Below are 24,354 nucleotides of genomic sequence, written 5' to 3'. Positions count from 1 at the left end.
AAAGTAAGTCGCCCGCCGGGGCGAGACCCGGCCAGCAGGACCAAGCAGAGAGCGCGCAAGCCGGAGCAAGACCGGCCCCACCCCTCAAGCGTGCTTCTTAACCCAAGCAACATAAGCATCCACCCATCCCTGCAAAAACTTCCGGCTCCCCTCACTGAGGCTGCCATCAGCCTCATAAAGGCCCTCCTTGTTATGGATGAAGGCCTCGGGCTGGCCCAGCGTGGGCACATTCAGGTAAGCCAGGATGTTGCGCAGGTGCTGCTGCGACAGCGCAGTCCCTATGGCACCCACCGAAGCGCCAATCACACCGGCCGGCTTGCCGTCCCAGGCGCTCTGGCCGTAGGGGCGCGAGGCATGGTCGATGGCGTTTTTGAGCACGCCGGGGATCGAGCGGTTGTACTCGGGTGTGACAAACAGCAGGCCTTGCGCGGCCTTGATCTCGCCCTTGAGCCTGACCACTTGCGGGGCCGGGTTGCCGTCGTCGTCCTGGTTGTAGGGCGGCAGGTCGTCGATGCGCACATGGGTGAAACTGAAATCCGCAGGGAACAGTTTTTCAAGCGCGCGGGCGAGCTTTTTGTTGAACGAGTCCTTGCGAATGCTGCCGACGACGACAGCGATGGTGTAGCGGGCCATGGGGTTCTCCAGGAATTGGTGGATGGGATGGGGATGAAAAAAATAGGGAGCCTGAATGGCGCAAGCGCATCAGGCACCCCACGTTGTAAACCAATTCGGCGCCGCCTGCTGTAGGACGCCAGGACGGGAAACGCCTGCGGCGCCCGTTCAGAAGCCGGCCAGCACCGCGCCCTTGAACTCGGCCTGCACGTACTTGCGGATTTCTTCCGAGTGGTAGGCCTTCACGAGCTTGGCGACCCAGGGCTTGTCCTTGTCCTGCTCACGCACGGCCAGCAGGTTGACGTAAGGCGACTTGGCCGCTTCCTGCGCGATCGCGTCCTTGGGGTTGAGGCCGGCCGACAGCGCGTAGTTGGTGTTGACGGCCGAGGCATCCAGGTCGTCCAGCGAGCGTGGCAGCTGCGCGGCGTCGAGTTCCACGAACTTGAGCTTTTTGGGGTTCTCGATCACGTCCAGCGGCGTGGCCTTGAGGCCGGCTTCGGGCTTGAGCTTGATCAGGCCCTTGTCCTGCAGCACCAGCAGCACGCGCCCGCCGTTGGTCGGGTCGTTCGGGATGCCGAAACGCGCGCCTTCTTTCAGCTCGGCCAGGCTTTTCACCTTCTTGGAATAGAGGCCGATCGGGAAATTGACGGTGTAGCCCACGTTGACGATCTTGTAGCCGCGGTCCTTGACCTGCTGGTCCAGGAAGGGCTTGTGCTGGTAGCTGTTGGCGTCCAGGTCGCCGGCGGCGAGCGCGGCGTTGGGCTGGATGTAGTCGCTGAACTCGACGACCTGGATTTTGAGGCCATCTTTCTCGGCGATCTTTTTGACCTGCTCAAAAATCTGCGCGTGCGGGCCGGCGGTGACGCCTATCTTCAGGAGCTTGTTCTGCGCCAGCACGGCGCCGGAGAAAGAGGCGGCCAGCACGAGTGCGATGGCGGATTGGATGAGAGTGCGTTTGTTCATGGTTTCCTTTTGGATGAATTGAAAATTGTTGTGTTGTTCCCTCTGCCTTTGGGAGAAGGAGGAATCGGGAGTCAACATCGCTGTTGAAAATAAAGGCCGGAGAGCACCCTCATTTATGGCTCAACCTGCGCACAGCCCAGTCGCCCAGGCTTTGCACCGCCTGCACAAACAGGATCAGCACCAGCACCACGGCCAGCATCACCTCCGGCAAAAAGCGCTGGTAGCCGTAGCGGATGCCCAGGTCGCCCAGCCCGCCGCCGCCAATCGCGCCGGCCATGGCCGAATAACCGGTCAGGCTCACAAAGGTGATGGTCAGGCCCGCGACGATGCCGGGCAGCGCCTCGGGCAGCAGCACCTTGAGCACGATCTGCCGCGTGGTCGCGCCCATGGCCTGCGCGGCTTCGATCAGGCCGTGATCGACCTCGCGCAGCGAGGCCTCGACCAGGCGCGCGATAAAGGGCGCTGCCGCGATCGTGAGCGGCACCACGGCGGCGGCCGTGCCTATGGACGAGCCGGTCAAAAAGCGCGTGAGCGGAATGATGGCCACCAGCAGGATGATGAAAGGCGTGGAACGCACGGCGTTCACGATGCCGCCCACCACGCGGTTCACGCCCGCGTTGCGCAGCACGCCGCCCGCGTCGGTCAGCCGCAAAAACACCCCCAGCGGAATGCCTATCAGCGCGCCGACCAGGCCCGAGATGCCGACCATCACGATGGTCTCCCAGAGCGAGCTCACAAACAGCTCCAGCAGGGCTTGCGAAAAATTACTGAACATGGGCCAGACCTCCGGGAAAATCCGCGCCGACTTGATCGACATGCACGCCGGCGCCGCGCAGGTGCGCCACCGCCGCGCTGAGCTGTTCGCGCGCGCCGCGCGCGAACACCGCGAGCGAGCCGAAAGGCTTGCCCTGGATTTCATCGACCTGGCCGTGCACGATGGACAGGTCGATGCCGAAGCGGCGTATCACGTCCGACAGCAGCGGCCGGTCCGATTCGTCGCCCGCGAAGGCCAGGCGCAGCAGCTGCCCTTCTTCGGGATGTTCGGCACTCATCAGGGTGCGTATCCGCGCGAGCACGCTGTCGGGCAGGTCCTGCGGCACGATCTCGGCGATCAGGCTGCGTGTGGTTTCATGTTGCGGGCGCGTGAAGACGTCGATCACCGGCCCGCTTTCGACGATGCGGCCGGCATCTATCACCGCGACGCGGTCGGCCACCTGCTTGATGACCTGCATCTGGTGGGTGATCAGCACGATGGTCAGGCCGAACTCCTTGTTGATTTGCCGCAGCAGGCCCAGGATGGAGCGTGTGGTTTCCGGGTCCAGCGCCGAAGTGGCCTCGTCCGACAGCAGCACCTTGGGCCGGTTGGCCAGCGCGCGCGCAATGCCCACACGCTGCTTTTGCCCGCCGCTGATCTGCGCCGGGTAGCGGTCCGCCAGGGCGCTCAGGCCCACCAGCTCCAGCAGCGGCCCGACGCGCGCCTGGATCTCATCGGCCGGCAACCCGGCGATTTCGAGCGGCAAGGCCACATTGCCGTAGACCGTGCGCGACGAGAGCAAATTGAAGTGCTGGAAGATGATGCCGATGTCGCGGCGCGCCACGCGCAGCGCATCGCCGCCCAGCGAGCTCAGCTCGCGGCCGCCCACCACCACCTGGCCGGCGGAAGGCCGGTTCAGCAGGTTGATGACCCGCACCAGAGAACTTTTGCCGGCGCCGCTGCGGCCGATGATGCCGTAGACCTCGCCCGGCCGGATGTGAAGGTCGACGCCCCTGAGTGCTTCGACCGGGCCCGTGGGGCCCTGGTAGGTTTGAACAATACCTTTGAGTTCGATCATGAAATCCCGCTGACTTTTTGCCGCCTTCGCGTTTCTTGTGGAAAACCGCGAGGCGCTTTTTTTTGAACAGACAGCGAATGTAGAAGCCTGAAGCTCAAACTCAAAAGAATATTAAATAGGTTAATTAGACGGATTTCAGCCTATGTAAATAATTGCACCCGGTATCAATAGGGATGGACAATTTATACCCGGGTGTTATAGAATTAATTCACCCGGATTAAATTAACCCTCTTTTTTGACGCTTAGCGAGCCTGTTGCCATGCCATCCCAGCCATCATCCCCTGAAGTTTCTCCACGCCTGGTCGCCTTCTCAGGCTTCCGGCAAGTTGCCGCCGGCGACCACGCGCAGGTCCTCAGCGCACTGCGCAAGCTGTCCGGCACCGAAGAGCTGCTGCGTGTTTTCAACGACGCCACCGGCGAGCGCATAGACCTGGACTTGCGTCCCGAGGCGCATCTGCCGCCCGCCACCGCTGAAGCGCCGGAAGCGCCGCAAATCTCCACCGCGCGCCCCGTGGGCCGGCCCAAACTCGGCGTGGTCGCGCGTGAAGTCACGCTGCTGCCCCGGCACTGGGAATGGCTGGGCAGCCAGCCCGGCGGCGCCTCGGTCACCCTGCGCCGCCTGATTGACGAATCGCGCAAGGCCGGCGAAGGCCGCGTCAGCGTGCGCACCTCGCGCGAAAACGCCTACCGCTTCATGAGCGAGATGGCCGGCGATTTCGCGGGCTTTGAAGAAGCCAGCCGCGCGCTGTTCGCGGGCGACCGGCCTAAATTTGAGGGCCTGGTCGCACCCTGGCCGCAAGACGTGCGCCTGCAGCTGGCGAAGCTGGCGGCAGCCGGCTGGAGCGCCGAATGACGCCACCCACCCCCAAAACGCTGGGTGAAGGCGTGCCGATGTGGAAAACCTTCGCGGCCTTTCTCGGCCCCATGCTGCTCAGCAACATCCTGCAATCACTCTCGGGCACGATCAACAACATCTACATCGGCCAGATGATCGGTGTAGGGGCGCTGGCGGCCGTGACCAGCTTTTTCCCCCTCATGTTTTTCCTCATCGCCTTCACCATCGGGCTGGGCGCGGGTGCGTCGGTGCTGATCGGCCAGGCCTGGGGAGCGCGCGACACCGGCAAGGTCAAGGCCGTCGCCGGCACCACCCTGGCGGTGGGTGCGGGATTCGGCCTCGCGGTCGCCGTTTTTGGCGGCCTCTTCACCGCGCCGCTGCTCAAGGCCCTGGGCACGCCGCCCGACATCCTGGCCGACGCCACGCTGTATGCCCGCATCATGCTGATCGCCATGCCGGGGCTGTTTGTCTTCCTGCTGTCGACCTCCATGCTGCGCGGCGTGGGCGACACGGTGAGTTCGCTCTACACGCTGTGCATTTCCACCGCCTGCGGCCTGGTGGTGACGCCCGCGCTCATCCTGGGCTGGGGCGGTTTGCCCAGGCTGGGCGTGGCCAGCAGCGCGGTGGCCACCATCCTGTCTTTCCTGGTCTCGACCGCCTGGCTGGCCCGGCGCCTGCACGCCATCCGGAGCCCGCTGGCGCCCGACGCCGAATTCAGGCGCCACCTGCGCGTGAACCCCGCCATCCTCAAGACCGTGCTCAGGGTGGGCGTGCCCACCGGGGTGCAGCTGGTCGTCATCTCGCTCGCCGAGATCGCCCTGCTCTCGCTGGTCAACGGCTACGGCTCCAACGCCACGGCGGCCTACGGCGCGGTGAACCAGGTGGTGGCCTATGTTCAGTTCCCGGCCATTTCCATCGCCATCACCGCTTCCATCCTGGGCGCGCAGGCCATAGGCGCGGGCCGCACCGACAGGCTGGGCGCCATCACACGCACCGGGCTGCAGATGAACCTGGCGCTGACCGGCGCGCTGGTCCTGCTGGGCTATCTGTTCTCGCGCCACCTGATGGCGCTCTTCATCACCAGCGAGCCGGTGATCGAGCTGTCGCAAACCCTGCTGCACATCATGCTGTGGAGCAGCGTGGTCTTCGGCATGCAAGGCGTGGTCTCCGGCGTCATGCGCGCCAGCGGCACGGTGTGGGTGCCCATGGGCATTTCGATTTTCTGCATCGCGCTGATCGAGGTGCCCACGGCCTGGATACTCAGCCACCGCATCGGCATCAACGGCATCTGGATCGCCTACCCCGTCACCTTTGTCGCGATGCTGGGCCTGCAGACCGCCTATTACCGGCTGGCGTGGAAGAAAAAAGCGATACGGCGGCTGGTGTAGGGGAATAAAGGCCCCAGGCGCCGGCGCCGCTTCAAGGGCGCATGAACTGCGCGTCCGGCACGGCGAACAGCCCGTCGTCGCCGGACTTTCCATCCAGGAACTCCCCGCCCACACGAAGCGCCTCCGCGATCAGGCGTTTCACGCCGTCGAGCTTGTCGGCCAGGCCCGGCGAGATGCCCACGAAAGAATAGACGCAGTAGCTTTCATGCCGCACCACGGCAAACTCGCCGTTCATCACAAAGGCGTAGCACCAGGCGGCATCCGTCCTGCCGGCCAGGGAAACCGGCAGCAGGCAGGCCTTGACGCCTTCGTCGACGGCCCAGGTCTGGTGCTGGAGCTCCCGCGATGCGGCGTCCGCGGAGTGGACGAACTTGCGGATCTTGCGCTTGAGGGCGGGTGTCCAGAATGAATCAAAAACATCCCGGGCAACGGGTTGAATCACGAATGCCATGGTGGTCTCCTTTTAGGGCTGGCGGATGTCTGAATCGGGGGTGGAGTAGCCCCCGGCGGTCGCTGATTGCCGGACCATATTCGATTTCCCGACCGCCACCGCGGCGAATTGTCCGTAGCTGGAAATTTGAAGTGGGATAGTCGCCACCCGGCATTGGGTGGCCATGGACACCAAGCCCGCTCAAGGCCTGTCCAGCGCCGCTTCTTCAGCGCCTTTCAACACCTGTTAAGAGCTGTTTCAAGGCGCTTACAAAGCCTTGCTACCATGGGTGCTCTCCCGCCATCACCAGGGCCCCGCGCCCGCCGCCGGCACAGCGCCGGCATCGATGACCTTCCCCCCATGAACCGCCGCAACCCCGCCATCGACATCGCCAGGGGCATAGGCATCATCCTCGTGGTGCTCGGGCATAACTGGACAGTCCTGCAGGAAAGAGGCGAGCTCTTCCAGGTGATTTATTCCTTTCACCTGCCGCTCTTCTTTTTCCTCTCGGGCCTGTTCCTGAAGGATTCCGGCGACCTGAAAAACTTCGCGCTGTCGCGCGCCGATGCGCTGCTCAAGCCCTACTTCGCCGTGTTGCTGCTGCTGGGCCTCTGCGAGATGCTGGCCCCGCAGGCCGTGCCGGTTGCCGGCACCACGCCGTTCGCGTATTTCGCCGGCGTCCTCTACGGCACCGCGCCCACCATTGCCTGGACCCCGCTGTGGTTTTTGCCGCATCTGTTTGCGGCCTCGGTCCTGGCCATGGCCGTGTTGCGCGCCACCCGGAATCTGCCCGGGCGCCCCGCCGCGCTCTGGCTGGCCGCCTGCGCCCTGCTGGCGACCGGCGTGGGCTGCATAGGCTGGTTCTGGCAAACCGACACCGGGGAGGCGCTGGACTGGATGGGCCTGCAGCGTTTGCCCGGCCTTCCCTGGAGCCTGGACCTGCTCTTCATCAGCACGCCCTTCATGCTGTTTGGTTTCCTGCTCGGCAAGCCGGTGGCGGCCATGCGCTTCAAGCCCTGGGTCGTTGCGGCCGCAGCCCTCGCCTTCGCCGCGCTGCACGCGTATTCCGGCGAGACCATGGACCTGAACCTGCGGGTGTACGGCAACCCGGTCATCTCCACCTTGCAGGCGGGGCTGGGCATCTACCTGGTCCTCAGTGTTTCCGCGCTGCTGCAGCACCATGCGGTGTTCCGGCGCCCGCTGGCCTGCATCGGGTCGGCAAGCCTGTTGATCCTGCTGTTTCATTACGTCGTGCAAGGACGGGTTTTTCTGCTGCTGTCCCACGTCAGCCGCAACGAAGTGCTTGTTGGTGCGGCCAGCCTGGCCGCCGGGGTGGCGCTGCCCCTGGTTTTGCTGGAGCTGGTGCGGCGGCAAAGGTATCTGGCGCTGCTGCTGTTGCCGACAACACCACCGCTGAAGGCCGGCCCCGCGTTGCCGCAAAACGCCCCCGGCAAATCACCGTGAGCCGGGCCGCCGCTTGCGGGCCCGGCCTTCCTCGGCGGCGTTATCGGCCGCGGGCTGTGCCTTGCCATCACCCACCGGATTTCAACGCTACGATAGCTTCAACCCCAGGAGATGCTTCATGAACGAGGAACTCTCACGCCTGGCCACCGCGCTCCACATGAACGAGCCGCAGTGCGAGCCGCTTCGCCTTGCCTTTGGCCTGGCCTGCGCACAACGCACGGAACACCTGCTCGAAAGCCCGGAGGCCATCCGTTGCCTGGCGGTGCTTCGGTCTTTTGTGGAAGGCACATCAGACCGGCCCGCCCTGGCGCAGGCGGCACAGGAAATTGCCGAGGTGGCCAACAGCCACAGGGGATCCAACTCCATTGACGGCTCGGCCCACGCAGCCGTCTCCGCCACCTACGCCGTGGCCAATGCCCTTGCCGGCCGGGCCCTGGACGCGGCGGGTTACGCGGCTTATGCCGCCGTCTACGGTTATGGCGGTTATGCAGTCACCGACCCATCGGCTTTTGAAGGAGAGTTCGCGTGGCAAGTTGAAAAATTGAGGGAACTGGCCCCGGCCTTCATGGCGCACCCCGGCGGCTGACACGGCGGCCCATCTGGTTTCCGCACAAGGCCTGCGCATGTGCCGCTTGCGCGGTATAAACGCCAGGTCGCCGCCCCTTCCCCACAAAGACAAACCCGTCGTGACCGGTCAACCCTGAACAGGAACTCCCATGCAACTCATCGGAATGCTCGACTCCCCCTACGTCCGCCGCGTAGCCATTTCCCTGCAGCTTCTGGGCCTGCGTTTTGAGCACCAGTCGGTCTCGGTGTTCAGCACGTTTGAGAAATTCCGCGCCATCAACCCCGTCGTGAAAGCACCCTCGCTGGTCTGCGACGACGGCACGGTGCTGATGGATTCCACACTCATCATCGACTACGCCGAAGCGCTGGCCGCGCAGGCGCCTGCCGGCAGGAGCTTGATGCCTTCCACGCTGCCCGAACGCCAGCAGGCGCTGCGCGTCATCGGCCTGGCCCTGGCCGCCTGCGAAAAAAGCGTGCAGATCATTTACGAACGCATGCTGCGCCCCGCCGAAAAGCTGCACCAGCCCTGGGTGTCGCGCGTGACCAGCCAGCTGCTGGCGGCGTATGGTGAACTTGAAACGGAACTGCAGCGCAAACCCCTGGCCGCGAGCAGCGACACTATGGGCCAGGACGGCGTGACCGTGGGCATCAGCTGGCATTTCACGCAGGCCATGCTGCCCGAGGTGGTGAACGCGGCGGACTTCCCGGCCTTGCGCGAGTTCTCGGCGCGGGCCGAGCAGCTGCCGGAATTCGCGGCGGCGCCGCACAGCGACCTTACTTACCAGGGCAAGCCCTGAAGCGACCACCGGGGTAGACTGGCCCGCCGTGGCCCGCTAGGATGGACGCATGGTCCCCGACCCCATCCCCCATCCGGAATCCAGCCCCGAGCTTTCCGGGGAAAAGATCAATGAAGCCCACGACGCCTGGTGCCGGGCCTATGTCCATGTCTGGGCCGACCTGTCCAAGGGCAACTACGACAAGGAGGCGGTGCAGAAGGCCGCCGACGAGCACTGGCAGCGGAGTCCCAAATCCAGCCCGGTGATGGTGGCCACGACGGAATTCACCAAGGCCGCCAAGGCGGCTCCACCGCCGGCCGCCGCGCCCTAAGCCGCTAACCCACTTGCAGCTGGTGCTCATAGCACCACATCCAGCTTTCGCCCGGTTCAAACGACTGGATCACCGCATGGCCTGTGGCCGCATAGTGTTGGCTCGCATGCTGGTTTTTGGAGTCGTCGCAGCAGCCGATGTGGCCGCAATGCACGCACAGCCTTAAATGCACCCAGGTGTCACCCATTTTGAGGCACTCCTCACAGCCCCTGGCATTCGGTGAGTGAATCTCGGCGGGAACATGGTCGCAAGGTTTGATACGCATCGGAAATCTCCTCAGGCCGTTGCAGCGGCGCGTTCCATCGCCGCCAGGTGCTGGTGGATCATCGCGACCGCCGCCGCGCCCTCGCCTATCGCGCCGCCCACGCGCTTGACGGAGCCGCTGCGCACGTCACCCACGGCGAACAGGCCCGGGATGTTGGTCTCCAGCGGCGCGGGTTTGTAGTCGGAATGTTTGCAGGTCACGCTCTCGCCGGTGCGCACAAAGCCGTGCGCGTCCAGGGCCACGCCGCAGCTGTCCAGCCAGGCGGTTTCCGGGTCCGCACCTACAAACAGGAACACATTGCGCACCTCGGCGTCATGTTCGGTGCCGCGCTGGCGGTTGCGCCAGGTCACGGCACTCAGGCCGGCGTTGCCGTCGCCGTGCAGCTTCACCACCTCGGTCTGCGGCAGCAGCTCGATATTGGGCGTCGCGTCTATGCGGTCTATCAGGTAGCGCGACATGCTGGCCGCCAGGCTGGGGCCGCGCACCAGCATGTTGACCTTGGCCGCGTGCTGCGACAAAAACACCGCGGCCTGCCCGGCCGAGTTGCCGCCGCCCACCAGCACCACCTCGGTCTGGCTGCACATCTTGGCTTCCAGCGCCGAGGCCCAGTACCAGACGCCGCGGCCCTCAAACTCGGCCAGGCGCGGCACCTCGGGGCGGCGGTAGCGCGCGCCGCTGGCCACCACCACGGTCTTGGCACGCAGGGTCCGGCCGTCGGTCAGCTTCACGTGCAGCTCGCCCTTGATAGCCTTGGCCGCGCAGTCCAGCGACTGGGCCTGCGCGGGGATCAGCATCTCCACGCCGAATTTCTGCGCCTGCACATAGGCACGGCCGGCCAGCGCCTGGCCCGAGATGCCGGTCGGGAAACCCAGGTAGTTCTCGATGCGCGCGCTGGCGCCGGCCTGGCCGCCGTAGGCCCGGCAGTCCAGCACGATGACCTGCAGTCCTTCGGAGGCCGCATACACCGCCGTCGCCAGGCCCGCGGGCCCGCCGCCCACCACGATCACGTCAAACAGCTCGCTGCGCTCGGCGGTGTCCACCATGCCCATGCAGCGGGCCAGCTGGTTTTCGCCGGGGTTCACCAGCACCGAGCCGTCGGGGCAGACCGCCAGCACGTCGCCGGCGGCGGCGCCGTATTCCACCATCAGCGCGGCGGCATCGGCGTCCTCGGCGATGTCGACCACATGGTGGGGTTCGCCATTGCGGTTCAAAAAGCTTTGCAGCCGCACCACGGCGGCCGACTGCGGCCGGCCTATCAGCACCGGGCCGCTGGCGCCGGCTTCGATCAGCGCCACGCGCCGCAGGATCAGCGCGCGCACCACGCGCTCGCCCAGGTCGGCCTCGGCAATGATGAGGGCGCGCAGCTGGCCGGGCGGCACCAGCAAGGCGTCCACCTCGTCCTCGGCATGGCCGTCCACCAGCGCCGGCGCGCCCGAAAGCTGGCCCACCTCGGCCAGGAACTGGCCCGGCCCCTGCGTGACGATGGGCACCACATGGCCCAGGCCGTCGCGCTGGGTGATGCTGACCGAGCCCTTGAGCAGCACAAACATGCCGGGGCCGGGTTCGCCGGCGGCGAACAGCCTGTCGCCTCTTTTGAAATGCAGCACCGTGCCGAAGCGGCGTATGCGCGCGATCTCCGCCGGGCTCAGCACGGGGAACATCTGGTGGCGCCGGCTCTCGGCCAGCGGCGGCGGTGTGGGGGTGGGGTCGTCAGCCATCAAAAACTCCGGTCGGCAGGCCCTGCCGCGCAGCGCCCAGGCCGCCATGATGACTGATTACCCGGCTGTTTGCAGCTTGGGCGCGCGTTACCAGCCGTAAAGCCGGCGCCAGGTCGCCACCTCGCCGTTCTCGGCCAGCGCATGGTATTCAGGGTGCTGCGCGCCGGTGGCGCAGGCGTGGTTGGGCAGTATGCGCAGCTGCGTGCCGACCGGGAAGCGCGCGGCGATGTCGGTGTCGGGCGCGCCTTCGCGCGAGAGGATGCCGTGCTCCTGGTTGGCGCCGCTGAGCACATAACCGGCCAGCACCTCGCCCTCGGCGTCGCAGACCTGGCCGTAGCCGAAGTCGTGGGCCTGCTTTTGCGTGCCGCGGTCGCGGCTCATGGCCATCCAGCCGGCGTCGACAATCGCCCAGCCTTTGTCCACCTGGTGGCCTATCACCGTGGTCAGCACGCTGAGCGCGATGTCGTCGGTGGTGCAGACGCCGATGTTGTGCATCACCAGGTCAAAAAACACATAGACACCGGCGCGCACCTCCGTCACGCCGTCCAGCTGCGCCGCCGACAGCGCCGTGGGCGTGGAGCCCACGCTGACCACCGTGCACGGAAAGCCCGCTGCGCGCACACGTTCGGCGGCCAGCACGCAGGCGGCGCGCTCCTGCTCGGCCATGGCGGCCAGCGCCTCGGGGGTGTTGAGCTCGTAGCTCGAGCCGGCATGCGTCATCACGCCGCCCAGCCGCATGCCGCCCTCGTGCAGCACGCGCGCCACGTCGAGCAAGGCGGCCTCGCCGGGCTTGATGCCGGAGCGGTGGCCGTCGCTGTCGATTTCTATCCAGACCTCGAACTTCTCGCCCTGCTCGCGGCCGAAAGCGGCAATCGCCGCGGCCGAAGCCACGCTGTCGGTGATGATTTTCAGGTCACAACCCTGGCGGCGCAGCGCCAGCGCCTGCGGCAGCTTGGCCGGCACCATGCCGACCGCGTAGAGGATGTCGTTAAAACCGTCGGCGTAAAACTGCGCGGCCTCCTTGAGCGTGGAGACGGTAATGCCCTCGGCCCCAGCCCTGAGCTGCGCGCGCGCCACCGGCGTGCATTTGCTGGTTTTGACGTGCGGCCTGAAGCGCACACCCAGCGCATTCATGCGCTGCTGCATGCGCTCAATGTTGCGCTGCATGCGCGCCAGGTCGATCACGGCGGCGGGGGTGTCCAGGGCAGCCAGGGGGTGGGAAGTGGTGGTGGCGGTCAAGGGAATCTCCGGGGGCAATATTGGAATCGGTCAAGTCGCTTACCAGGGCCAGGCAATGCGCTGACCCTTGCCGTCAAGGCGCGCGCGCTGCTCCAGCATGCGCGCAACCGTGAGGTCTTGCAAGGCGATGCCGGTCATGTCGAACACAGTGATGTCGCCGGCGCCGCGCGCAAAGACAGCCTTGCCCGACAGCACGTCGCCGATTTCGGTGCAGGCGGTGTCGGGCGCCCATTGCAGCTCGCCTATGCCGCGCGACTGCGCGGCATCGTCCACAAACACGCGCGCTTTGGCGAGCAGGCCTTCGGGCAGCTCGCGTTTGCCCTTGGTGTCGCTGCCCACCGCATTGATATGGGTGCCGGGTTGCACGGCGGCCAGGTCGAACAGCGGGCCCTTGCCGGTGGTGGCCGTGATCAGCACATCACTTTGGGCCACGGCGGCATTCACGTCGGCCGCATGCGCGATGGCGCACTGCCCGGCGAACATCGCCTCAAACGCCGGCTTGGGGCCGCCGTCGGCCGTGGCATACAACACCTGTCGCAGCCCGGGCAGCTGGCGCAGGGCAAAGCGCAACTGCGCCTGGGCCTGCACACCAGTGCCAAAAACGCAGACCGTGTGGCTGTCCTGCCGCGCCAGCTGCAAGCCAAGGCCGCCGGCGGCGCCGGTGCGCTCGGTGGTGACGGCGTTGCCGTCGATCAGGCAGGTCGGCCGGCCGGTGGCCGGGTCCAGCAGCATGATGGTGGCCTGGTGGGCGTCGGCACCGCGCCCGGGATTGCCGGGCCAGAAACCGGCCGCCTTGAAGCCCAGCAGCGACTGCGCGCCCACGTCGCCCGATTTGATGCCGAACACGCCGCCGGTGGCCAGCCTTTCACGCACCAGGGAGAACACGCGGCCCTCTCGCCGGCTGTGCAGCACAAAGGCCTCGCGCGTGGCCTCCAGCACGTCGGCGGGCAGCAGCATGGCCTCGACCGCGTGCTTGTCCAGCAGCAGGAGTTGCGCATCGGCCGGCAGGGTGGCGTTTGGCGCGGCATGGCCAAAGCTGGCAGGATGGGGTTTGGCGGCGGGTGTTTGTGATTCGTCCAGCATCTGGAAATATTATCTATTATTGGACAATTTGTCAAACACCACCTCTCGCTCTCAGCGTCACCCGTCCATCGCAGGAGACCCCATGCCCGGCAACCCGCACGCCCCTTGTGACGAAGGCATCATCCGCGCCCAGGCCGGCGACTGCGGCAAAACGGCGCATCCCAAACTGGCGCTGGCCGCCACGGTGCTGGGTTCGTCCATGGCCTTTATCGACGGCTCGGTCGTCAACATCGCCCTGCCCGCCATCCAGCGCGACCTGGCCGGCGGCTCGGCCTCCGGGCTAGCCGAAATGCAATGGGTCATCAATGCCTATCTGCTTTTGCTGGGCTCACTGGTGCTGGTGGGCGGCTCGCTGGGCGACCGCTTTGGCCGGCGCAAGATCTTCATCATGGGCATCGCGCTGTTTACCGCCGCGTCGGTGGCCTGCGGCCTGGCGCCCGGGCCGCTGGCGCTGATCGCGGCGCGCGCCCTGCAGGGCGTGGGCGCGGCGCTGCTGGTGCCGGCCAGCCTGGCCATCATCGGCAATGTGTTTGAAGGCGAGGCGCGCGGCAAGGCGATCGGCACCTGGGCCGCCTGGGCGGCGATCACCGGCGCGGCCGGGCCGGTGCTGGGCGGCTGGCTGGTCGATGCCGTGTCGTGGCGCTCCATCTTCTTTTTGAACGTGCCCATGGCCGTGGCCACCGTGTGGCTGGCCCTCTATGCCGTGCCCGACAGCCGCGATCCCGACGCGCCCCAACAGCTTGACTGGCCCGGCGTGCTGCTGGTGGCAAGCGGCCTGGGCGGCCTGACCTATGGCCTCACGCTGGCGCCCGAGCGCGGCTGGCAGGCGGCCGAGGTGCTGGGTCCCATCGCGCTGGGCGCGGCGCTGCTGCTGGCTTTTGTGTTTGTGCAGGCCCGCACGCGCGCGCCCATGATGCCGCTGGGCCTGTTCAAGTCGCGAGACTTTGTGGGCACCAATCTGCTCACGCTGCTGCTGTACTTCGCGCTCAGCGGCGCGCTGTTCTTTTTGCCCTTTGTGCTCATAGGTGCCTTCAAATACTCGGCCACCGCCGCCGGTGCCACGCTGCTGCCCTTCTCGCTGCTGCTGGGCTTTCTGTCGCCGGCCACGGCCAAACTCACCGAACGCTTTGGCGCGCGCGCCATGCTGATGGCCGGGCCGGCCGTGGCCGCCGCGGGTTTTGCGCTGCTGGCCCTGCCCGGCGTGGGCTGGCCTTACTGGGCTGGTTTCTTCCCGGCCATGGTGGTGCTGGGCCTGGGCATGACAATCGCCGTCGCGCCGCTGACCACCACCGTCATGAACGCCGTGCCCGCCGCCCATGCCGGCATTGCCTCGGGCATCAACAACGCCGTCGCGCGTGTGGCCGGCCTGCTGGCCGTGGCCTTGCTGGGCGTGGTGTTTGCCATCGCGCTGCAAGGCCCTGTGCAGTCGGCCGCGCCCGAAGTGCTGGTGAATGCCTTTCGCTGGGTCGTGCTGGGCTGTGTGCTGTGCGCGCTGGGCGCCTCGGCCTGCGCGCTGCTGTTTCTGGCGCCGGCCGGGGCGAAAGGCCCGCGGGCTTAAACTTGGGGCTCCAGGCGGCCTTGCACGGCCCGCCCCACGCGGCCCGCAGCGCGCCTTCCCCACCCTCCTCCACACCCACCCCATGCCATTTTCCTCACTGGGCTTTTCGCCCGCGCTGCTGCCCCTGCTCTTGCGCGCCCTGGACGAAAAAGGCTATACCGCCCCCACACCCATCCAGCAGGCCGCCATCCCGGCCGTCCTCGAAGGCCGCGACCTGGTGGCCTCGGCCCAGACAGGCTCCGGCAAGACCGCGGCCTTTGCCCTGCCGCTGCTGCAGCGCCTGGCCACCACCGCCGCGCCCGCCGGCCACCGACCCGTGCGCGCCCTCATCCTGGTGCCCACACGCGAACTGGCCGCGCAGGTCGGCGAGGCCATCGCCGGTTTTGCCAGATACCTTCCCCAGCGCGTGAAAGTCGCGATCGTGTTCGGCGGTGTCTCCATCAACCCGCAGATGATGAACCTGCGCGGCGGCGCCGACATCGTGGTCGCCACACCCGGCCGCCTGCTGGACCTGGTGGACCACAACGCCCTGAGCCTGGCCGGCACCACCAGCCTGGTGCTCGACGAAGCCGACCGCCTGCTGGACCTGGGCTTTGGCGAGGAACTGAATCGCATCCTGGCCCTGCTGCCCCGGCAACGCCAGACCCTGTTCTTTTCTGCGACCTTCCCGCCCGCGATCGAAGCCCTGGCCGCCAGCCTGCTGCGCAACCCGCTGCGCGTGGAAGTCGCACCCGTGGTGCAGGCCGTGCCCGACATCGCCCAGCGCGCCATCGAAGTCGACGCGCCGCGCCGCACCCAGCTGCTGCGCCACCTGGTGCAGACCGAAAAATGGGAACGCGTGCTGGTCTTCGTGGCCACCAAACACGCGGCCGAAATCGTCGCCGACAAGCTGCGAAAAGTGGAGATCCAGGCCGAACCCTTCCACGGCGAACTGAGCCAGGGCAAACGCAGCCAGGTGCTGCAGGACTTCAAGATCAAGGCCGTGCAGGTGGTGGTGGCCACCGACGTCGCCGCGCGCGGCATCGACATCGCGCAACTGCCCGTCGTCGTCAACTACGACCTGCCGCGCTCGGTGACCGACTACACCCACCGCATAGGCCGCACCGGCCGCGCGGGTGAGACGGGCGTGGCCGTGAGTTTTGTGAGCGCGGACACCGAAGCGCACTTCAAGCTGATCGAAAAGCGCCTGGGCATCAAAGTCGCGCGCGAACAGGTCGCGGGCTTTGAGCGGGTGGAGGCCGCGGCGGTGAACCCGGCGGATCCTGCGGGGACGGGTGGGGTCAAGGGGAAGCGGCCTAGCAAGAAGGATAAGTTGCGGGCTGCGGCAAAACGCGATTCCTAATACTTATGCGGCTCAGCCCCCGGTCATCCTTCAAAGCCGTCGCCTTCGCGGCCCTTCTGTTGTACAGCCTGGTCGCCACGGCAAAGCCCTCCATCACGGACCTGAGCCGTGTTGACCGCGTGGTGGTCGAAAAATCCACGGGCCAGGCCACCTTGTTCCTGGTCATAGACCTTCCGCTTGAGGACGGGCTGACCAAACGGCGCGTCATCCGCAAGCTCAACCTCTATGCCGCCGTGGTGAAAAGCGGCCAGTTGCGCGAGCGGTTTCCGGAGATCGACGCTTCCCGGCCGGTTCGGGTCCTCATCTACCATCCGCCCAAAGCCAACGCGCTGGGCGCCAGCGTACTTGAGCAGATCGAAGGGCATTGCCGTCAACTGAAATTCGAGCCGATATTTCAGGAACAATCGATCGCAACAACCATCTCGTCACATCGTTAGCGACCCATGCATTGGATACTTCAGCGGAACCTCATCAACCCAGCAGATCTCAGTCGCTTCGAGCAAGCACTGCAGGCCCGCGACACGGCCTATAGCCTGGTTAGCTTGGTTCCCTTTTTTCACGAACTCGTCTCTGAACCGAGCGACCTTCCTGGAGAAGGGATTTTTGTCTATGGCAGCACAGGACTTGGCAACGTGGCGAAAGCGCGCGGATGGAAGCCTGGTTACTTCGACGCGAACCTGGACTATGAACTCATGCTGAGCATGTACGGTTCCCGAGCTCTAAACTCGTCGGCTATTTGCACTTCACTAGCCGAGTTGCCGCGCACTTGGGATCGATTCTTCATTCGGCCAACGTTGGACAGTAAATCTTTCGCAGGCACAGTCATGACGTGGCAGGAGCTGGAAGAATTTCGCGACGGTGTGGCGCGAGTTTCCAATGCTCCTGACGTAACGCTGCGTCCAGGCGACCGAGTGGTGATGGCTCCGTTGACCGAAATCGAGGCTGAGTTCCGCCTCTTTGCTATCGATGGAGTAATCGTGACTGGGTCGCGCTACAAAGTCGGCGAACACCTCTCGGTGTCCGGCGAAGTACCGTCTGCCGTCAAGGAATTCGCACAAGCTTGTGTAGATGATTGGATGCCCAACAAGGCTTTCACTATCGATGTTGCGATCACTGGCGGGCAGATGAAGATCATTGAGTTGAACTCGGCGAACTCTGCGGGCGTGTACGCTTGTGATGTTGGCGTTTTCGTTGACGCTGTTAACAGTCGTCTTTGATTGATTGCAGGGGACGAATTGCGAAGACTCTTAGAAGTGATGTCCGAGTGAATCTACTAAGTCGGCGAAGTCTTAAGCATCTCGCTCCGACGCTTCGCGCTCCCTCTTGGCCCGCAAAACACCAAATCGCCAGCGCAGAAGACCGATGGCATAGCGGATGTAGTAGCCCGCCAGCAAGCCAAAGACAGCCAGCGTGAGCGAGCTGCGCGCGAAATCACCGACGCCGTTGGGCATGCCCGGTGCGATGAGGTAAACCTCTACCAGGCGATAAACAATGCGCGCAACAAACAGCAGTGACAACGCGATACCCAGGTGCGCATTGGGCGTGTAGTACAGGCCTTGGGGCGTGGGCTCGAAGCGCGTCTTGCCCAGCCCGAAGGTGCCGAGCCAGGTGCCCAGACCCAGGCCGCCCGCAAGCCAGCCGAGGCGGTCAAAGTGCTCATGCGCGGCAAAGCCAAGCAGGACGATCAAGATGGGAAAAATCGCCAGCGTGATCCAGGGGCGAATCCTCGACAGGCGCTGGCGCCCCACCATGCGGCGAAAGCGGGCATAGACGCGCCACGCGACCAGTGGAAGCAGCACAAGCAATGTGAGGGTGGAGGGACTGGGCGCTGGCATGGTGTGGGCCTTCAGGTGGCGAAACACGGGCGGCGGAAGCTATCCGGCATGGTGCTTCCGGACTATCGCTGGAGAAACGATACCTGCAAAAATCGCATCCCCGCCAGTATCTGCTGAACCCGTTCACCCGACAAGGTTCCGATGTGCTCACCGAGGCGCGTCTTGTAAACCGAAGACAGCTGCGACACGACCACCACGCTTTGCTTTTCCAGATTGCCTTCGCCGGGCTCCAGCAAGACATTGCCCGGCTCGGTCGCACGGCTCAGCTTGGAGGTCAGCGCGCAAACAATGACGGTACTGATGCGGGAGCGGTTAAAGACGTCGTCCTGCACGATGACATGGGGATGCGGCGAGCCCGGGATGGAGCCGCGTGAGGAGTCCGGTTCAATCCAGAATATGTCGCCCTGCTTGAAGGTGTCGGGGAATGGGCCTAAAGGGGCTTGTGGGTCTCTGTCCATAAGTCTCCGCCGCAATCACCAGCCAGACGAGAGTGCTTTAAAAAACACCCGCATTGCCTTTGTCGAATGCGCTTCGCCATTGCCTGTAGCCCGCCAACTCGCTTTCGGTCACGGCGGTGTGCCCAATCCGAATTTGTCCCTCTGCAGCCCCGGGTGAACGATTTGGTGCGTGACCCAATTTGACAGTCCATTTTCCCTTTGTGGCTGCGGCACGCGCTTCTTCAAGCGTATTGAATTCCGCCGCCCCGTAGGAGCAACTGACGACCAGCAGGTAGTCGTCTTCGGTGGCCGCAAAAGATTTTCCTTGTATGTTGATGGACTCGCCCTTCTTCAGGGCGATGCGGTCTATCTTCAGTACTTTGTTCACTGAAAATTTCCCGTCGCCTCCTCGGCTGGCAAGCAGGTCGCCTTCATTGAAAGGAAAAGTCTTGTAGTCGGACGGGAAGAAATTTCCAGCGTAAATGTCCATGGATAGCGCCATCAGTAGAAGTGCGAAGAGCCTGCGCACGCCTTATTCGCCATCCATCAAATCATCCTCACCCTCATTCCTCGCCCGCGCCACCTTGACCCCAGGCTTGGCCAGCACCTCGACATAGAACTGCTCGCCGCCGTCCTTGACGATCTCGTCGATGGACTTGATGAGGTCGGCCACCGAAACAACGGCCGCCGAGGCTTCGCTATAGCCTGACTTGCAATCGAAGTCCCAGAAGTCCACGCCTTTGGGCAAGGCCTTGGCGCGTTCGCGTTTGAAGTATTTGCGGATGTCGTGTTTGGCGGCTTCGAGCAGGCGCTCGCGGTTCTTGCCTTCGACTTTGAGCTGGAATGTTTTTTTCATAGTACTTTGGTGTCAGTGCGCGGCCAGTTGTGGCCGCGCTTGCTACCGATTATCGGGCCGCGGCCGCATGGGCTGGCAAAACCATAGGCAAAAGCGGGGCTGCGGGCCACAATCTGCGCGGCATGGCGTTTGCTTGACCTGCACGCCAACGTGCAAGCCCCCCATCGTCCCTTCACAGATTCAAGGAGTTTCCGATGATCTATGGTTTGACTTACCTCGGTGTGATCCACACCGCCATCAGCCTGGTGGCCGTCGCGGCGGCGCTGATCGCCTTTATTCGCGACAAGGAAATCATCGCCGCGTCCACGCTGGGCAAGGTCTATATCTGGACCACGGTGCTGACCTGCCTCACGGGCTTCGGCATCTTCCAGCATGGCGGCTTCGGCAAGCCGCATGCGCTGGGCATCATCACCCTGCTGGTGCTGGGCATTGCCTGGGTCGCGGGCACCACCAAGGTGCTGGGCCGCGCCTCGCCCTATGTGGAGACGCTCAGTTATTCGATCACCTTTGTGTTCCACATGATCCCGGCGATCACCGAGACCTCGACCCGCCTGCCGCTGGGCGCGCCGCTGCTGCCCAATGCCGATGCGCCCGAGCTCAAGGTGGCCACGGGTGTTTTGCTGCTGCTTTACATCATTGGCGCGGCACTGCAGGTCAGGCGCATACGCGCGCGCAATGCGGCGCAGGCTGTTTCGCTGCCGGGGTCTGCCGCCGCCTGAGCCGCTCACAAAAGAAAAAAATCATCCGCAGATTTCGCAGATTTACGCAGATAAAGACAAACGGAAGACAAACGCGAGGCAAGGTCGCGTGCCCAGTACATGAAGATAGGAATGAAGTCCTGAATTCAAATTCCTTCTCTTCAATCTGCGGAAATCTGCGTAATCTGCGGATAAATTCCCTTATCAGCCGGGGCTGATGACCAGCAAATAACGGCAGCCGCTGCGCCCCAGGGTTTTGAACACCAGCGGGCGGTCCACGCCAAAGTCCAGGCAGTCGCCGGGCGCCAGCTCAAAGACCTCGTCGCCGTAGTCGATGCGCAGGCCGCCCTCAACCAGCCAGAGGCGCTGGCGATAGGGCTGGCCTGTCCATCTTGGGTAGGCGACGCGGGTGGACCGCGGCAGCTCGACCTCGACCATCTCGGCGCCGCCGTCGCTGCCGCGCTCAGCCACCTGGCGGCGCAGGTAGCCGGCTTCGGGGTCGCGCCAGACTTCCTGCTCCGCCCTCTTGCGCAGGCGGCGGCCGGCTTCCCTGTCTTCGGTGAGCAGTTGCGCGAGCGGCACGCCCAGGCCGGCGGCGAGCCGGCCCAGGATCATGGCGGTGGGGCTGCTTTCGACGCGCTCGACCCTGGAGATCATGGCCTTGCTGACGCCCGAGAGTCCGGCCAGTTCGGCCAGGCTCAGGCCCTTGGCCTGGCGCAGGGCCAGCAGTCGTGAGGCGATCAGGGCATCAATCGTCATGGGAGGCTTTCCGCAAAAACATTTGTCTATCATAAGGGACAAATAATCTCTTATAGTAGACACACGATATTTCTCCTCCCCCTCTCTCCCTTCCCGAAAGGAGTTCCCCATGCATCCCGTGCTGTGCACCGAAGAACGCCATGCCGGCCAGATTCTGGCCATCTTCAACGAGGCGATTGCCAATTCAACGGCGCTGTACGACTACAAGCCGCGCACGCCCGAAAGCATGGTGGCCTGGTTTGCCGCCAAGCGCACGAACGGCTTTCCGGTGATTGGGCTGGAGGACGAAGGCGGCAAGCTGCTGGGCTTTGCGAGCTATGGGACTTTCCGCGCATTCCCGGCCTACAAGTACACGGTGGAGCATTCCGTCTATGTGGAAAAAAGCTGCCGCGGCCGGGGGCTGGGGCGCCTGCTGCTGGAGGCGATTGTCGCCAGGGCCGGGGAGCAAGGCATGCATGTGCTGGTGGGTGCCATCGACCTGGACAACACGGCGAGCATGGAACTGCACAAACGCCTGGGCTTTGAGCACTGCGGCACCATCAAACAGGCGGCCTTCAAGTTCGGCCGCTGGCTGGACCTTGCGTTTTTGCAGAAGACGCTGGCGACGCCTCTACAACCTGTAGACGGTTGAGAGCCGCTCACCAAACCCGGCACGACCTTGCATCGTGATGGTCTTTATCTGCGCAAATCTGCGTCATCTGTAGAGATAAATTTATCCGCAGATGACGCAGATTTCCACAGATTGAAGAGGAAGAATTTGCACCCAGGAATTCATTTTCATGATGTCTTAATCTGCGTAAATCTGCGTCATCTGCGGATGAATTTCTTATCCACAGATTTCGCAGATTTACGCAGATTAAAAGCAGGGCCGCTGCCAGGCGGCGACACCGCCAAGAGGTTTCCTGAGTGGCTCTAGGCCTGCTGCCCCAGCGCCTTGTCAATGGCTTCATGCAGGTGCTGCAGGCCGAAAGACACGTCGCAAAACACGCCGTTGACGTAGAAGGTGGGGGTTGAGCGCACGCCCAGGTGGCGGCCGCTTTGCATGTGCTCCTGCACGCGCTGCAGGTAGACGTGGTCGTTCATTTCATTCTGGTAGCGCGCCATGTCCAGGCCGGCCTGGGCGGCGTACTCGAGCAGGTGTTTGTCCTTGAGGTGCTGCTGGTGGGTGAAGAGCAGCTCGTGCATGGGCCAGAACTTGCCCTGGGCGCCGGCGGCCTCGGCCGCTTCGGCGGCGAGTTCGGCATGGGGGTGCACCTCGCGCAGCGGGAAGTGCCGGTAGACAAAACGCAGCTGCGGGCCGAAGTGCGGCAGCATGACTTTTAAAGCCCCGTAGGCCTGGAAACAGGAGGGGCACTCGAAGTCTCCGTACTCGACCAGCGTGACCGGGGCCGACGCGCGGCCGCGTATGTGGTCTATGGCCTCGTCAGGTTCAAGCTGGGGGTCCGGCGTGGGCAGGGAGGCCATGGTTCACCTTTCTTCAACTGTTCAACGTGGGGTCAAGACAGTATGGCCCCGGGCCGCTGCGTGATCAAGGCGATACGCGGGCCAAAAGCAGGATGGGGGTGAAACAGTCTGTGCGGATCAGCCCTGGGCGGCCTTCTCGAGCGCTTCGTCGAGCGCCTTGCACGAGGGGGAGCACACGGCCTGGGACTTGCCCAGCACCTTGCGCGTGCCCATCAGCGAGCGGGCGCGGTGTTTGCCGCACATAAAGCAGGACATGGTGGCCGCGCCGAACGAGGTGGTGGCGGCGAACGGGGAGCCCGAGACCTTGGACTTGTAGCGCAGGCCGTCTGCGAGAACAGCGGTTTTGGCATCAGCTCTTGCCATGGTTTGGATCTTCCTTGGGTTGGGGGTTTGAAGGGTTCACGGCCTTGCCCATCGCGCGGTTCAAGGCCTCTTTGGCCTGCTGCTCGGCGGCGAGCGAAGCGTCCAGCGCGGACCGGCACAGGCCCGCATACTGGTAGTTCACGTTTTCATACAGCTCGGCGGCGGCCGGATGGGTGTCCAGCAGTGCGCCCAGCGCCACACCCGGCTCCACGTCGCCGAGCTCGCTCACGAGGTGCAGCACGACGGAGCGGTATTGCTCGGCGCCCACGGGTACCGCGCTGTGCTCCAGGCGCTCCAGCAGTTCGGCCAGCACGTGGGTCACCGTGAGGTCGGTTTTGTGGGGGTGGGGTTGGGTGGCGTTCATGCAGTGAATCTGGGGTTTCCTTCCCCAAAATCAAGCGCCTTGGCCGGCCAGGACGCCGGCCTTGCGGCGGCTGCCGGACCCGATTGGGCCTAGCCTGGGCCAGCCCTGCACGCTATATTTTCTATAGCTGATGACGCTTGTCTGCCGTGGGTTGGAGGCTTATTTTACCGCAAAAGCGCGCGGGCCGCTTTCACCGCGCCTCGCGGGGGGTTTTAAGGCCCTTCTCCGCGCTGTCACGTCAGGCGCCCGAACTGTCCGCCAGGTGCCTGACCAGCAGCCTGGCCGCGGCCGAAAGACCGGCCTCGTCCCTGAAACAGATCGCAAAACGGCGCCTGGCCCAGCCGTCGGTCAGCGGCATCACGCGCAGGCCGCAGGTGCGCGCATAAGGATCGGCCACCTCGCGCGGCACCACGCTGATGGCCAGGTTGGCGCGCACCACGCGCAGCGCGGCCTCGAAGTTGGAGACGATGACCCGGTGCACGATGGCCTTGCCCTGGAGCGCGGCGGCGCGCTGCAGCAGCACCTGCACCGCGCTTTGCGCCGGCAGGCTCACGTGTTCGTAGCCCAGCGTCTGCTCAAAACCCAAGGTTTCGTGCACCGCCAGCGGGTGTGAAGCATGGGCCACGATGGCCAGGTGGTCGTGGCGGTAGCCGCAGGACTGCAGGCCGGAGAGGTCGGCCGCGTCCCAGCAGATGCCCACCGAGGCCACGCCCTCCTTGATGCCGCGTATCACCTCGGGGCTGACGCGCTCTTCCATGCTGATGCGGATGTCGTGGTGGGCCGGCGCCTGCAGGAAGCCGGCGACGTCGTCGGCCAGCGATTCGGCCATGACGGAAGCCGTGGCCAGGATGCGCACCTGGCCGCGCACACCCAGCGCATAGTCGCCCATCTCGCGCTCTATCTGGTCGGCGCTGGCCAGCATGGTGCGCGCGTGCTCCAGCAGGCTTTCGCCGGCGGGCGTGGGCTCGACGCCGCGCCGCCTGCGCACCAGCAGCTGCGTGCCCACGGTGTCTTCCAGCTGGGCCAGGCGCTTGCTGACAGCCGAGCCGACGATGTTGGCCTGCTCGGCCGCGCGGGCGATGCTGCGCGCATCGCAGACGGCGGCGAACAGGCGCAGTGTGGTCAGGTCCAGGTCTCTCATGCTTGCCTCCTTGCCGGCGCCATGGATACCTGAT

General features: G+C 64.8%; 30 protein-coding genes. 12 read left to right on the top strand and 18 right to left on the bottom strand.

Going from position 1 to position 24,354, the window contains the following annotated elements:
* Positions 1 to 84: 84 nt before the first annotated feature.
* The 4 genes from PMI15_RS13765 to PMI15_RS13750 all read right to left on the bottom strand — a co-directional run bounded on the left by PMI15_RS13765 (position 85) and on the right by PMI15_RS13750 (position 3,407).
* Positions 85 to 633: an NADPH-dependent FMN reductase gene (locus PMI15_RS13765; RefSeq protein WP_007869839.1), complete on the bottom strand. Its 549-nt coding sequence runs from the start codon at positions 631 to 633 to the stop codon at positions 85 to 87.
* A 147-nt stretch (positions 634 to 780) separates the two neighbouring features.
* Positions 781 to 1,575: a MetQ/NlpA family ABC transporter substrate-binding protein gene (locus PMI15_RS13760; RefSeq protein WP_007869837.1), complete on the bottom strand. Its 795-nt coding sequence runs from the start codon at positions 1,573 to 1,575 to the stop codon at positions 781 to 783.
* A gap of 109 nt (positions 1,576 to 1,684) precedes the next feature.
* Complete coding sequence (locus PMI15_RS13755) at positions 1,685 to 2,350, bottom strand: methionine ABC transporter permease (protein ID WP_007869830.1); 666 nt, start codon at positions 2,348 to 2,350, stop codon at positions 1,685 to 1,687.
* Positions 2,340 to 3,407, bottom strand: coding sequence for a methionine ABC transporter ATP-binding protein (locus PMI15_RS13750; RefSeq protein ID WP_007869829.1), 1,068 nt, complete (start codon positions 3,405 to 3,407; stop codon positions 2,340 to 2,342). The genes PMI15_RS13755 and PMI15_RS13750 overlap by 11 nt, the downstream gene beginning before the upstream one ends.
* 259 nt (positions 3,408 to 3,666) lie before the next feature.
* Here PMI15_RS13750 and PMI15_RS13745 point away from each other — a divergent pair, with 259 nt between their 5' ends.
* Together PMI15_RS13745 and PMI15_RS13740 are read left to right on the top strand one after the other, a co-directional pair.
* Positions 3,667 to 4,260: a DUF2239 family protein gene (locus tag PMI15_RS13745; RefSeq protein ID WP_007869827.1), complete on the top strand. Its 594-nt coding sequence runs from the start codon at positions 3,667 to 3,669 to the stop codon at positions 4,258 to 4,260.
* Positions 4,257 to 5,630 (top strand): MATE family efflux transporter, encoded by a 1,374-nt coding sequence (locus PMI15_RS13740; protein ID WP_007869825.1) that lies wholly within the window; start codon positions 4,257 to 4,259, stop codon positions 5,628 to 5,630. Before PMI15_RS13745 ends, PMI15_RS13740 begins: the two co-directional genes overlap by 4 nt.
* A gap of 31 nt (positions 5,631 to 5,661) precedes the next feature.
* Here PMI15_RS13740 and PMI15_RS13735 read toward each other — a convergent pair whose 3' ends face one another.
* Complete coding sequence (locus PMI15_RS13735; RefSeq protein WP_007869823.1) at positions 5,662 to 6,081, bottom strand: hypothetical protein; 420 nt, start codon at positions 6,079 to 6,081, stop codon at positions 5,662 to 5,664.
* Positions 6,082 to 6,420: 339 nt separating this feature from the next.
* Between PMI15_RS13735 and PMI15_RS13730 the strand changes: the two genes are divergently transcribed.
* The 4 genes from PMI15_RS13730 (at position 6,421) to PMI15_RS13715 (ending at position 9,198) form a co-directional block, all read left to right on the top strand.
* Positions 6,421 to 7,524 carry an acyltransferase family protein gene (locus PMI15_RS13730; RefSeq protein ID WP_007869818.1) on the top strand — a complete coding sequence of 368 codons (1,104 nt, stop codon included), beginning with the start codon at positions 6,421 to 6,423 and terminating at the stop codon, positions 7,522 to 7,524.
* A 118-nt stretch (positions 7,525 to 7,642) separates the two neighbouring features.
* Positions 7,643 to 8,110, top strand: coding sequence for a hypothetical protein (locus PMI15_RS13725; RefSeq protein WP_007869815.1), 468 nt, complete (start codon positions 7,643 to 7,645; stop codon positions 8,108 to 8,110).
* Positions 8,111 to 8,240: 130 nt separating this feature from the next.
* Positions 8,241 to 8,888 (top strand): glutathione S-transferase, encoded by a 648-nt coding sequence (locus tag PMI15_RS13720; protein WP_007869812.1) that lies wholly within the window; start codon positions 8,241 to 8,243, stop codon positions 8,886 to 8,888.
* A 49-nt stretch (positions 8,889 to 8,937) separates the two neighbouring features.
* The gene (locus PMI15_RS13715; protein WP_007869809.1) at positions 8,938 to 9,198 is read left to right on the top strand and encodes a hypothetical protein; all 261 of its coding nucleotides are present in this window, start codon (positions 8,938 to 8,940) and stop codon (positions 9,196 to 9,198) included.
* Between the two features lie 4 nt (positions 9,199 to 9,202).
* Here the strand turns inward: PMI15_RS13715 and PMI15_RS13710 are convergent, their stop codons facing one another.
* The 4 genes from PMI15_RS13710 to PMI15_RS13695 all read right to left on the bottom strand — a co-directional run bounded on the left by PMI15_RS13710 (position 9,203) and on the right by PMI15_RS13695 (position 13,503).
* The gene (locus PMI15_RS13710) at positions 9,203 to 9,463 is read right to left on the bottom strand and encodes a UBP-type zinc finger domain-containing protein (protein ID WP_007869805.1); all 261 of its coding nucleotides are present in this window, start codon (positions 9,461 to 9,463) and stop codon (positions 9,203 to 9,205) included.
* 11 nt (positions 9,464 to 9,474) lie between these two features.
* Entirely contained in the window at positions 9,475 to 11,181 is a 1,707-nt protein-coding gene (locus tag PMI15_RS13705) for an FAD-dependent oxidoreductase (protein WP_007869804.1), read from the bottom strand.
* An 87-nt stretch (positions 11,182 to 11,268) separates the two neighbouring features.
* Positions 11,269 to 12,420: a DSD1 family PLP-dependent enzyme gene (locus PMI15_RS13700; protein WP_007869802.1), complete on the bottom strand. Its 1,152-nt coding sequence runs from the start codon at positions 12,418 to 12,420 to the stop codon at positions 11,269 to 11,271.
* Between the two features lie 39 nt (positions 12,421 to 12,459).
* Positions 12,460 to 13,503, bottom strand: a complete 1,044-nt coding sequence (locus PMI15_RS13695) for an ornithine cyclodeaminase family protein (protein ID WP_007869800.1) — start codon at positions 13,501 to 13,503, stop codon at positions 12,460 to 12,462.
* Between the two features lie 82 nt (positions 13,504 to 13,585).
* Between PMI15_RS13695 and PMI15_RS13690 the strand changes: the two genes are divergently transcribed.
* The 4 genes from PMI15_RS13690 to PMI15_RS13675 all read left to right on the top strand — a co-directional run bounded on the left by PMI15_RS13690 (position 13,586) and on the right by PMI15_RS13675 (position 17,620).
* Complete coding sequence (locus PMI15_RS13690; protein WP_007869798.1) at positions 13,586 to 15,061, top strand: MFS transporter; 1,476 nt, start codon at positions 13,586 to 13,588, stop codon at positions 15,059 to 15,061.
* Positions 15,062 to 15,143: 82 nt separating this feature from the next.
* A complete protein-coding gene (locus PMI15_RS13685) occupies positions 15,144 to 16,403 on the top strand; it encodes a DEAD/DEAH box helicase (protein ID WP_007869796.1) in 1,260 nt (419 codons plus the stop codon).
* Between the two features lie 5 nt (positions 16,404 to 16,408).
* Positions 16,409 to 16,840 (top strand): hypothetical protein, encoded by a 432-nt coding sequence (locus PMI15_RS13680; RefSeq protein ID WP_007869795.1) that lies wholly within the window; start codon positions 16,409 to 16,411, stop codon positions 16,838 to 16,840.
* 6 nt (positions 16,841 to 16,846) lie between these two features.
* Positions 16,847 to 17,620: an ATP-grasp domain-containing protein gene (locus PMI15_RS13675; protein ID WP_007869793.1), complete on the top strand. Its 774-nt coding sequence runs from the start codon at positions 16,847 to 16,849 to the stop codon at positions 17,618 to 17,620.
* Positions 17,621 to 17,692: 72 nt separating this feature from the next.
* On the opposite strand, the gene PMI15_RS13670 is transcribed toward PMI15_RS13675, so the two are convergent.
* The 4 genes from PMI15_RS13670 to PMI15_RS13655 form a co-directional block, all read right to left on the bottom strand.
* A complete protein-coding gene (locus PMI15_RS13670) occupies positions 17,693 to 18,238 on the bottom strand; it encodes a hypothetical protein (RefSeq protein WP_007869791.1) in 546 nt (181 codons plus the stop codon).
* 62 nt (positions 18,239 to 18,300) lie between these two features.
* Entirely contained in the window at positions 18,301 to 18,696 is a 396-nt protein-coding gene (locus PMI15_RS13665) for a type II toxin-antitoxin system PemK/MazF family toxin (RefSeq protein ID WP_007869789.1), read from the bottom strand.
* A 37-nt stretch (positions 18,697 to 18,733) separates the two neighbouring features.
* Positions 18,734 to 19,165 (bottom strand): hypothetical protein, encoded by a 432-nt coding sequence (locus PMI15_RS13660; RefSeq protein ID WP_007869786.1) that lies wholly within the window; start codon positions 19,163 to 19,165, stop codon positions 18,734 to 18,736.
* A gap of 42 nt (positions 19,166 to 19,207) precedes the next feature.
* The gene (locus PMI15_RS13655) at positions 19,208 to 19,531 is read right to left on the bottom strand and encodes a DUF6172 family protein (RefSeq protein WP_007869784.1); all 324 of its coding nucleotides are present in this window, start codon (positions 19,529 to 19,531) and stop codon (positions 19,208 to 19,210) included.
* A gap of 194 nt (positions 19,532 to 19,725) precedes the next feature.
* Here PMI15_RS13655 and PMI15_RS13650 point away from each other — a divergent pair, with 194 nt between their 5' ends.
* Positions 19,726 to 20,250 (top strand): hypothetical protein, encoded by a 525-nt coding sequence (locus PMI15_RS13650; RefSeq protein ID WP_007869781.1) that lies wholly within the window; start codon positions 19,726 to 19,728, stop codon positions 20,248 to 20,250.
* 183 nt (positions 20,251 to 20,433) lie between these two features.
* Here PMI15_RS13650 and PMI15_RS13645 read toward each other — a convergent pair whose 3' ends face one another.
* Complete coding sequence (locus tag PMI15_RS13645; protein WP_007869779.1) at positions 20,434 to 20,988, bottom strand: helix-turn-helix domain-containing protein; 555 nt, start codon at positions 20,986 to 20,988, stop codon at positions 20,434 to 20,436.
* Between the two features lie 109 nt (positions 20,989 to 21,097).
* Here PMI15_RS13645 and PMI15_RS13640 point away from each other — a divergent pair, with 109 nt between their 5' ends.
* The gene (locus PMI15_RS13640; RefSeq protein ID WP_007869771.1) at positions 21,098 to 21,619 is read left to right on the top strand and encodes a GNAT family N-acetyltransferase; all 522 of its coding nucleotides are present in this window, start codon (positions 21,098 to 21,100) and stop codon (positions 21,617 to 21,619) included.
* A 281-nt stretch (positions 21,620 to 21,900) separates the two neighbouring features.
* On the opposite strand, the gene PMI15_RS13635 is transcribed toward PMI15_RS13640, so the two are convergent.
* The 4 genes from PMI15_RS13635 to PMI15_RS13620 all read right to left on the bottom strand — a co-directional run bounded on the left by PMI15_RS13635 (position 21,901) and on the right by PMI15_RS13620 (position 24,320).
* Complete coding sequence (locus PMI15_RS13635; RefSeq protein WP_007869767.1) at positions 21,901 to 22,452, bottom strand: thioredoxin domain-containing protein; 552 nt, start codon at positions 22,450 to 22,452, stop codon at positions 21,901 to 21,903.
* A gap of 117 nt (positions 22,453 to 22,569) precedes the next feature.
* On the bottom strand, positions 22,570 to 22,815 hold the full coding sequence (locus PMI15_RS13630) for a hypothetical protein (protein WP_007869762.1): 246 nt from the start codon (positions 22,813 to 22,815) through the stop codon (positions 22,570 to 22,572).
* Entirely contained in the window at positions 22,802 to 23,179 is a 378-nt protein-coding gene (locus PMI15_RS13625; RefSeq protein WP_007869759.1) for a hypothetical protein, read from the bottom strand. Before PMI15_RS13625 ends, PMI15_RS13630 begins: the two co-directional genes overlap by 14 nt.
* Before the next feature lie 238 nt (positions 23,180 to 23,417).
* Complete coding sequence (locus PMI15_RS13620; protein WP_007869757.1) at positions 23,418 to 24,320, bottom strand: LysR family transcriptional regulator; 903 nt, start codon at positions 24,318 to 24,320, stop codon at positions 23,418 to 23,420.
* Positions 24,321 to 24,354 lie beyond the last annotated feature (34 nt).

The organism is Polaromonas sp. CF318, assembly GCF_000282655.1.
Taxonomy (GTDB): Bacteria; Pseudomonadota; Gammaproteobacteria; order Burkholderiales; family Burkholderiaceae_C; genus Polaromonas.
The sequence above is the reverse complement of the archived record's forward strand: the minus strand, read 5'-3'. Positions and strand labels throughout refer to the sequence as shown.